Annotated in this window: 6 protein-coding genes and 1 pseudogene; all 7 read left to right on the top strand. The window is 62.1% G+C overall.

Features of this window, described 5'->3' with window-relative positions; translation table 11 throughout:
• A pseudogene (locus AC3IFE_RS01230) lies at positions 1–102 on the top strand (DNA-binding response regulator); the annotation flags it as partial.
• A gap of 81 nt (positions 103–183) precedes the next feature.
• Positions 184–3,192: an ATP-binding protein gene (locus AC3IFE_RS01225; protein WP_489189350.1), complete on the top strand. Its 3,009-nt coding sequence runs from the start codon at positions 184–186 to the stop codon at positions 3,190–3,192.
• Between the two features lie 279 nt (positions 3,193–3,471).
• Positions 3,472–4,134 (top strand): fimbrial protein, encoded by a 663-nt coding sequence (locus AC3IFE_RS01220; RefSeq protein ID WP_489189349.1) that lies wholly within the window; start codon positions 3,472–3,474, stop codon positions 4,132–4,134.
• A 65-nt stretch (positions 4,135–4,199) separates the two neighbouring features.
• The gene (locus AC3IFE_RS01215; protein ID WP_301737541.1) at positions 4,200–4,919 is read left to right on the top strand and encodes a fimbrial biogenesis chaperone; all 720 of its coding nucleotides are present in this window, start codon (positions 4,200–4,202) and stop codon (positions 4,917–4,919) included.
• Between the two features lie 230 nt (positions 4,920–5,149).
• Positions 5,150–7,528 carry a fimbria/pilus outer membrane usher protein gene (locus AC3IFE_RS01210; RefSeq protein WP_489189348.1) on the top strand — a complete coding sequence of 793 codons (2,379 nt, stop codon included), beginning with the start codon at positions 5,150–5,152 and terminating at the stop codon, positions 7,526–7,528.
• Positions 7,529–8,000: 472 nt separating this feature from the next.
• Complete coding sequence (locus tag AC3IFE_RS01205) at positions 8,001–8,264, top strand: hypothetical protein (RefSeq protein ID WP_489189347.1); 264 nt, start codon at positions 8,001–8,003, stop codon at positions 8,262–8,264.
• A 26-nt stretch (positions 8,265–8,290) separates the two neighbouring features.
• On the top strand, positions 8,291–8,606 hold a 316-nt coding region (locus AC3IFE_RS01200), incomplete at its 3' end, for a fimbrial protein (RefSeq protein WP_489189351.1).

Raw genomic sequence — 8,606 nt, 5'->3', positions numbered from 1 at the left:
AAATCGAGTGCGATGAAGAAGCTCGGCATCGTCCGTGATGCGGACCTGATTCGCTACGCGAGCGAAGGCCAGTTGCCCGAATTGCCGGCGACCGATGCCTAGACGGGCAACCGGTGGGCAGCACCGAGCGACCCGGACGGCACGTGATGCCGTGCCGGCACCCACGCAACTTCGACGATACGTATGCCCGGCAAACTGAAAACGGTGATCGCGCACGCCACCGCGGCGGCGGGCCGCAAGCCGTTCGAGCCAGGGCGCGTGCGACGCCAGCAGCAATGGCTGCTGTACGGAAGCGGCGTGGTGATCACGGTGTTCGTACTGGTCTGCACCGCGCTGGTTGCGCGACTCGACCTGCAGGAATCGGTTGTGCAGTTCCGCTCGGACTTCCTGGTACGCAAGGCCGATCTGTTGGCGGAGATGGAGGTGGTCAGGGCGCTCCAGAATCGCTACGTCGAGAACCTCGAACTGATCGCGCGGCAAGGTCCGACTGCATCGCCCGACACGCTCGGGCGGTTCGTCGACGATCGCGGCAGATTGGTCGCAGTGGGCCAGGCAGGGCGTGTGGCGTTTGCCGCGTTCGCGGTCGCTCCATCGTCGCAACCGGTGAGCGCCTACGCACCCTTGCTCGGCAAGCTGCTGGCGCAGGTCGAGCTCACCGGCAGCATGCCGATACAACAGCCCGGCGACCCGGGGATGGGCGGGTATCTGGTCGACCCGGACGGCAATTTCGTCGTTGTGACAGGCTATCCGCTGGTCAAGCAGGCGGTGGCGCTTCCGGCCGGTTTCGACATCAAGGCATTGATCCGGCAGTTGCAACCGTCGCGCGATTTCGTGTCGGCGGCGGCTGCGCCGGATTACCGGAAGATTCTCCTTGATCGCCGCGAGGATCCGCTGACCGGACGCTCGGTGCTGCGGTTCGTGCAGGCGGTGCGCGATGGGCAGGGCAAGCCGATCGCCTGGTTCGTCGTGGTCACGCGGCCGGCGGTCGACGATTTTCTCCGTTTCTCGTCGGCGGGCAGGGACTACGCGCTGGTCAGCCCGAACGGGCAGGTCCTGACCGGTCGCGCGGCCGATCCCATGCTGACTGCCCGGGCGCTTGACTTTACGCGTACGGCGCATGGCGAACGCGCCGCGGCCCATCGCGTCGGCATGAACATCGTGATCGGCGACCCGATGCCGGGGTTCCGCGAAGTGCTGACCGCGACGATTTCATGGCGTAGCCTGTTTGACGATGTGGCCGTCCGCCTGAGTATTGCGGTCGGTCTCGCGCTGCTCGCGATCGGCACGGTATGGTTCGCGATCGTCATGTTCGACCGGCGCGCGCTGCGTCCCGCCAATCGCCGCGCGATCCGCCTGATCGAAAGCGAGGCGCTGAACCGCACGCTGATTCGCACGGCGCCGGCCGGGCTCATGTTGCTGTCGCTGGCCAACGGCGAAACCATGGTGCGTAACGACGCGGCACAGGTCTACGGCGACACCGGTCCGGCGCCGTCGCTCGGCAAGCGTATCTGGCACGCCTACCAGGGCAGCATGGCGAGCGGGAAAGCGCGGCGCGTCGTTACGCACGAGTTGCCGGTCGAGCGTGCCGACGGCGGCACGGCCTATCTCGCCGCGCACATCATCCGTACGCGCTATCGCGGCGTCGACGTGCTGCTCTGTACGCTGACCGACATCACCGCGCGCAAGCAGGCCGAGGACAAGCTGCGCGAGGCGCGGGAAGCCGCGGACGATGCGAACAAGGCGAAGTCGACCTTCCTCGCGACGATGAGCCACGAGATTCGTACGCCGCTGAACGCGATCGTCGGCAATCTCGAATTGATGACGCGCGGGGCGTTGCCGGTCGACGAGCGGCGGCGCCTGCAGACGGTGATGTCGTCGTCGGATGCGCTGCTGCGCGTGATCAACGACGTGCTCGACCTGTCGAAAGCCGAATCCAACCAGATGGTGCTGGAGGCCGTGCCGTTCGATTTGCGTGCGGTGCTGCGCGACGTCGCGGCGATCTTCCGCCCGCTCGCGGAGGCGAAGCATCTGGCGCTCGACTGCCGGATCGCGCCGGAACTGGCCGACGGCTACATCGGCGATCCGACCCGGCTGCGCCAGCTCGTATCGAATCTCGTCAGCAATGCAATCAAGTTTACGGAGCGCGGCGGCGTAAGCATCGACGCGCGGCCGGCACCGGGCGAGGTGGCGGCGCGCACGCTCGAGATCGCGGTGCGGGATACCGGAATCGGCATTCCTGCCCGCAGCCTGCCATCGCTGTTCGACGTCTACATCCAGACGGATGCGTCGATCTATCGCCGCTTCGGCGGTACCGGGCTGGGTTTGCCGCTGTGCCACCGGATCGTCCGGCTGATGCATGGCGATCTGGCGGTCGAGAGCCAGCCGGGCGAAGGCACGGCGATCACGGCCTTGTTGTCGCTGCCCGCCGCACCGGCCGATTGGCGGGTAGCGTTCGACGAACCGCACGCCGAGGCGCCGATTGCGCCGGCGCGGCCGCACGAAGACGAAGCGCCATTGCGTGTACTCGTTGCGGAAGATCACCCGGCGAGCCGCGCGCTGCTGCGCGATCAACTCGAGGCACTGCACTACGACGCGACGATCGTCGCGAACGGCATCGAGGCGATGCGTGCGTATTTTTCGCATCCGTTCGACGTCGTGCTGACCGATCTCGGCATGCCGGAGCTCGACGGGTTCGCGCTGGCGAACTTCTTGCGCGAGCAGGGGGCGAGCGTGCCGGTGATCACGATGACCGCTCATGCAACCGAAGAGGACTATCGTCGCTGCACGCAGGTCGGCGCGGTGGAGGTCGTGCTCAAGCCGCTGTCGATCGACGCGCTCGACGCAGTGTTGCGGCGGCACGGCAAGCGCGAGCCGACGGTGGAAGCCGATCCGGCGATGGCGAGCGGCGCGCCCCTCATGACGGACGAGATGCGCGATGCGTTACGGACAGCGACGCAGCGCTCGCTGGTCGTGATCGACGACGCGCTGTTGCGTGGCGCAGTCGATCCGGTCCGGACCGAGCTGCATTCGATGCGCGGCGGTTTCGCGCTGGCCGGCAATGCGCCAGCAACCGACGCATGCGCACGAGGCGAACGTACGCTCGCCGACGGCGGCATCGACGCGCTGAAGCCCGAATGGCCGGCGATACGGGCGGCTGTCCAGGCCGCGCTTTCGAGGTTGTCCGGCAACTGAGCCGCCTGGCGTCGCATCTGGCCACGTGGCCAAACGTCGCGAGTCGATTGACAGGCGGCATGCGGTTACCGACCGCAGGCGGGTTCATCCGAGGCCGTCTTCCTTTCCTCTCGTATTCTCGTTCTCGAGCGTCCGCTCGCGGGACGGATCTCGGCCACATTGTATGAAATCCTTGTATTTGATCGGAGTCAGGTATTCACACGGTTGAAAATCAAAATTTAGTACCCGTACTAGGAATTTCTATGTAGATATCGTTCGGCAACTAAATACCAAATGTGCGTGGATTGGCATCATTCATCCTGCTCTGCAAAGAGTCGTTCAATCACGTTTCATTTGGAGAAAATCGTGGCTCTCAACAAGAAAATTCTCGCCGCGGCAGCAGTCGTGGGCATGGTCGCAGCAGGTTCGGCAATGGCCGCTGACGGCACGATCAATTTCACCGGCAGTATCACGGCGGCATCGTGCTCGATCACGGGTGGTGCGGGCACCAACGTGACCGGTGAAAAGGGCAAGCAGGACATCGCGGTCAACCTCGGCAAGGTCAGCGTCGATTCGATCGGCGGCACGGCTGGCAGCGGCGTCGCGGGCGGCACGTCGATCAACCTGAACCTCGACTGCGGCAATACGGCAACCGACCTGACGTTGATCAAGATGAAGTTCGATCCGCGCGCGGGCTCGGGCATCGACGGCAAGAACAACAAGCTGCTGCAGGTCTCGGGTGGCGCGAAGGGTGTCGGCATCGGCATCTACAACGGCAGCAACACGCTGCTGAACCTCGCGGCCAACGAGACGATCGATGCACCGCTGGTCAAGGGCGGCACGGAAGCCGCGCCGGTCTACACCGCGGCACTGGATCTGCGCGCTGGTTACGTCGCCAACGGTGACAAGATCGAAGCAGGTACGGCGAACGGCACGCTGCCGTTCACGCTGACGTACGAGTAAGTCGTTCAATCGAGCGGTGAAATGGCACGAGCCATTTCGCCGCCGCCTCCAGATTCGAATCCGATATGAAGAAATCTCTCATTGCCGGGCTGGTCGCGGCCAGCTCGATGTTTTTCTTGTCCGCGCCGTCGCATGCCGGCATTTCGCTGTCCGGTACGCGCGTTGTTTATCCTGGGCAAAGCAAGGAAGCATCCGTCGTCGTCAAGAATCAATCGAAGGACGACGTGATGATCCAGTCGTGGATTGAGTCCCTCGATGAAAAGCAAGGCGATTTGCCGTTTGCCCTCACACCATCGCTGAGCCGGCTCGGAGGCGACAAGCAGCAGATCCTGCGCATTTTCTACGCAGGAGAAGGCTTGGCGGCCGACCGCGAATCGGCGTTCTGGTTGAGCGTGCAGGAGATTCCGCAACGCGCGAAGGGCGATAACTCGCTGCAAATCGCCGTTCGTCAACGTATCAAACTCTTTTATCGGCCCGCCGATCTGCCCGGCAAAGCAGACGAGGCGCCTGCCCAATTGAAGTGGCGTTGGAGTAGCGACGGCGGAAAGCCGGCGCTGGACGTCGTCAATGACACTCCCTATTTTGTTTCGCTCGGCCACGCACGCCTCAAGGTCGGCACGAATGCCTATCCGATCGTCACCGAGATGGTCGCACCCAAATCCGTAAAGCGGCTGTCGCTCAAGGACTACACCGGGCATGCGCAACCGGTGAACGCCAAGGTCGAATTCAGCTCGATCAACGACTTCGGCGCAACTGTCGACACGCAAGCCGATATGTCGAATTAGCCTCCCAAGCGTCGGATGGCCATCTGGATTTTTCACGATAAATAAATACGTTGTACTAATAAAGGAGAGATGCGTATATCCGATAGCTCGATCGAGTGACAGGTGCGCGCAATAAAGACATGAACACAACTGTCAAGAAAATCGTAGAGGCTTGCCAGCGCGCGTCTTGTCTGATGGCGTTCGGCGCCATCATTGCACCTGTTTCCGGTAATGCGGCCGAGTTCAACGAGATGTTCCTCAAGAAGGGGGACGGTCCCGTCGAACTCACGTACTTCGAGCGCGGCAGTTCGGTCGCGCCGGGCATCTACGACGTAGACGTATCGTTGAACCAGCGGCGCGCGAAGCGGGAGTCGATTGCGTTCAAGGCGGACGAATCGGGCGAAGTACGTCCCGTGATCACGTATGGTTTGCTCAAGTCGCTCGGCGTCGATTTGAAGCGTCTCGAGCGCGAGCACAAGCTGGAAGCGGGGCTGGACGACAAAACGCTCGTTCGTCTCGACCAACTGGTCGACGGTGCGGCCGCGAGTTTCGACGTCGGTACGCTCACGCTTGATATCAGCGTCCCGCAGATCTATGCGCCGGGGCAAATACGTGGCCTTGTCGATCCGTCGCTGTGGGATGAGGGTGTCGCCGCGGCCTATTCGAATTATCAGGCGAACTTCAGTCACGATACGAATTCCGGATATCGCAGCGACTATGGGTATCTCGGGTTGCGCAATGGCGTGAACATCGGTGCCTGGCGGTTTCGTAACGAGTCGGCGCTGTCGTGGCGGCGTGGTTCGCCTTCGGATTTCAGCGTCAACCGCAGCTACGTTGAGCGCGACCTGATCGGCATCAAGGGCCGATTGGCCGCGGGCGAAGTGTACTCGTCCGGTGAAATCTTCGACAGCGTGCGTTTTCTTGGTGTGCAGGTCAGCTCCGATACGGGGATGCTGTCCGACAACGAAGTCGGCTATGCGCCGGTGGTGCGCGGTATCGCGCAAAGCAACGCGGTCGTCGAAGTTCGTCAGAACGGTTACGTGATCTATTCGGCGTCCGTGACGCCGGGCGCGTTCGAGTTCCGGGACATCTACCCGAGCGGCTCGAACGGCGACCTCGAGATCAGGATCATCGAGTCCGACGGGAGCACGCGCACTTTCCGGCAATCGTATTCGTATCTGCCCGTCATGATTCGTCGCGGCACGATGCGTTACGCATTTTCGGCCGGTCAGTATCGTGGCTATGGTCAGTCCCGCCCCAAGTTTGTCCAAGGGTCGCTGGTCTACGGCGTGTCGGACAACCTGACCGGCTATGGCGGCTTGATCGGCGCCGAGCGCTATGCGGCGATTGCGCTCGGCGTCGGCTATAACTCGCCATTGGGCGGGATCTCGTTCGACGTCACGCACAGCCAGTCGAGCACGCAAGGCCGCAAGTCGACCGGGCAGAGTCTCCGCTTCCTGTATTCGAAAACGCTGACATCTACCGACACGACCTTCACGATGGTCGGCTATCGCTACTCGACCGACGGCTATCGCACGTTCAGCCAGCACGTCGACGATCTCGATCGCCAGGGCGGGGGTGGGTATCGTCGTCAGAAAAGCCGCGTCGACCTGAACATCAACCAGTCGATCGGGTCGAGAGGGTCGATTTACGCGAGTGTCGGCGACACGAGCTACTGGAACCGCGGCGGTTCGAGCCGCAACATTCAGCTCGGTTATAGCGGCGCACTAAAGAATCTCAGCTACAGCGTCTCGGTCGCGCATACGCGGGACACCGGCGCATTCGGCCGTGCCGACACGCAGTTTTCCGCATCGGTCAGCATCCCGATCGGCGGCGGTGTGCGTTCGCATCGTGCGTTCGCGAACACGGTGGCGTCGACGAGTGGCGACGTGAGCGTTCAGGCGGGCGTGAACGGGTTCTTGAACGAAGCCAATACCGTCAACTACTCCGTGCAGGGCGATTACCGCAAGGATTCGGGCGGATCGGGCGGTGTGGGTCTCGGTTGGGATACGCCGATGGCCAAGCTGACGTCGAACTACACGCAATCGGGCCGCGGGAAACACGCCGACGTCGGTGCGGCGGGTTCGATCGTCGTACACAGCGGCGGTATCACGTTGGGCCAGACGGTGGGCGAGACTTTCGCGATCGCGGAAGTGCCGGGCGTGCGTGGCGCACGTTTCTCGTCGTCGTCGAGCATCAGCACCGACCGTCGTGGCTACGCGATCGTGCCGTATGCGCAGCCGTATCGCTACAACTGGCTGAACATCGATACCGAGAGTCTCGGTTTCGACACGGACCTGACCGACAACTCGAAGTCGGTGGTGCCGACGCGCGGCGCAATCGTCAAGGCGCGCTTCACGGCAGAGACCGGTCGCCGTGTCCAGTTCGACGTGACGGGCAGCAACGGTGACAAGGTGCCGTTCGGTGCGACCGCGTACGACGAAAACGACAAGGTGCTCGGCATGGTCGACAACGCATCGCGTGTGCTTGTGTTCGGCGTCAAGGATCAGGGGCGCCTGTCGATCCGCTGGAGCGAGGGTTCGTGCGAAGGCAACTACGCGTTGCCGGAACGGAAGAAGACGCTCGCATACGAGCGGGTGGCGATGAGTTGCAAGATGGCCGGCCGATGATTGGCAGATGAAGTGAGGAATTTGGCGGGATGCCAAGTCGGAATGTTGAGCGTCCCGTATTCAATAGCTTCGGGTCGTCGCCGGAGATGGTGAAAATGGACGTGCAAGTCGCGAAATAACTGGCTGGCGCCTTTTATACTTGGATCTCGATTTGCTGCAAATACTTGCGGTGAAAGTAGGCAAGCGGCTTTGCTCTTTAGGTCGGGAGAGAGTGATGAAAATATTTGCCATTTGTACGTCCGCCATTGTCGCTGCGATTCCAGTGTCCGCGTTTGCGGTATGTCAGGTCAGGCAAGACTCGGGCCAAATTGTCCCTTTTCAGAGAGTCGAATTTCCATCCTTCCAACCCGCAGTGTTCGATCCCGAGATTCCGAACGGTACTGTCTTGTATCGAGCCAACGGGACCGCTGGCGGTGTAGGGGGTGCCGCTACCTGAGATGGGAAAATCATGGGCGCGCGGATGTATCGGGGAATGGATACCTATAATGCGACCTATAGTACGTATGCGACTTCTGTAGAGGGCGTTGGTTATCGAATCGCAGGGGGCATCAATGCGCCCCAATGGTGGCCACAGCAGGACTACTGCGATGGGGCAGCTGCGCCTCTGGCGGATTCGGCCTACTTTACGATCGAGCTTGTCAAGACGGGACCGATCACGTCCGGAGGGGTTTTAACCGGCAGATTGGGCAAACATATTTCCCCGATCAAGGATATGCGGCCCGTCGCGTTTTCTTGACCGGTGGCTTACCGATCAAGCCTACGGTGCCGACCTGTCCCGTACGGAACAACGTGATTGGCGTACCGCTTTGGTCGGTCTCGGCCAAGTCGCTCGAGACCAGCGGTGGATCCGACCTCAGACCATTCTCGATCGATTTGGACTGTTTTGGCGGGTCGCAAGGAGCGTCGACCAGAATGTTTATAACCATGACCGATGCCGCGAGCCCGGGCAATCGCGGTGGCGTGCTGACGCTGGCGTCGACCGGTTCCAGCGCGGCGGCTGGAGTCGGCGTGGAAATCCGGCGAGCGGATGATGCCATTGTCCGTTACGGATCCGACTCGTCCGCATCCGCTAATCCCA

The sequence above is a fragment of the Burkholderia sp. APQ4-4ca genome, from assembly GCF_057837105.1.
This window is presented reverse-complemented; position numbering and strand designations above follow the sequence as displayed.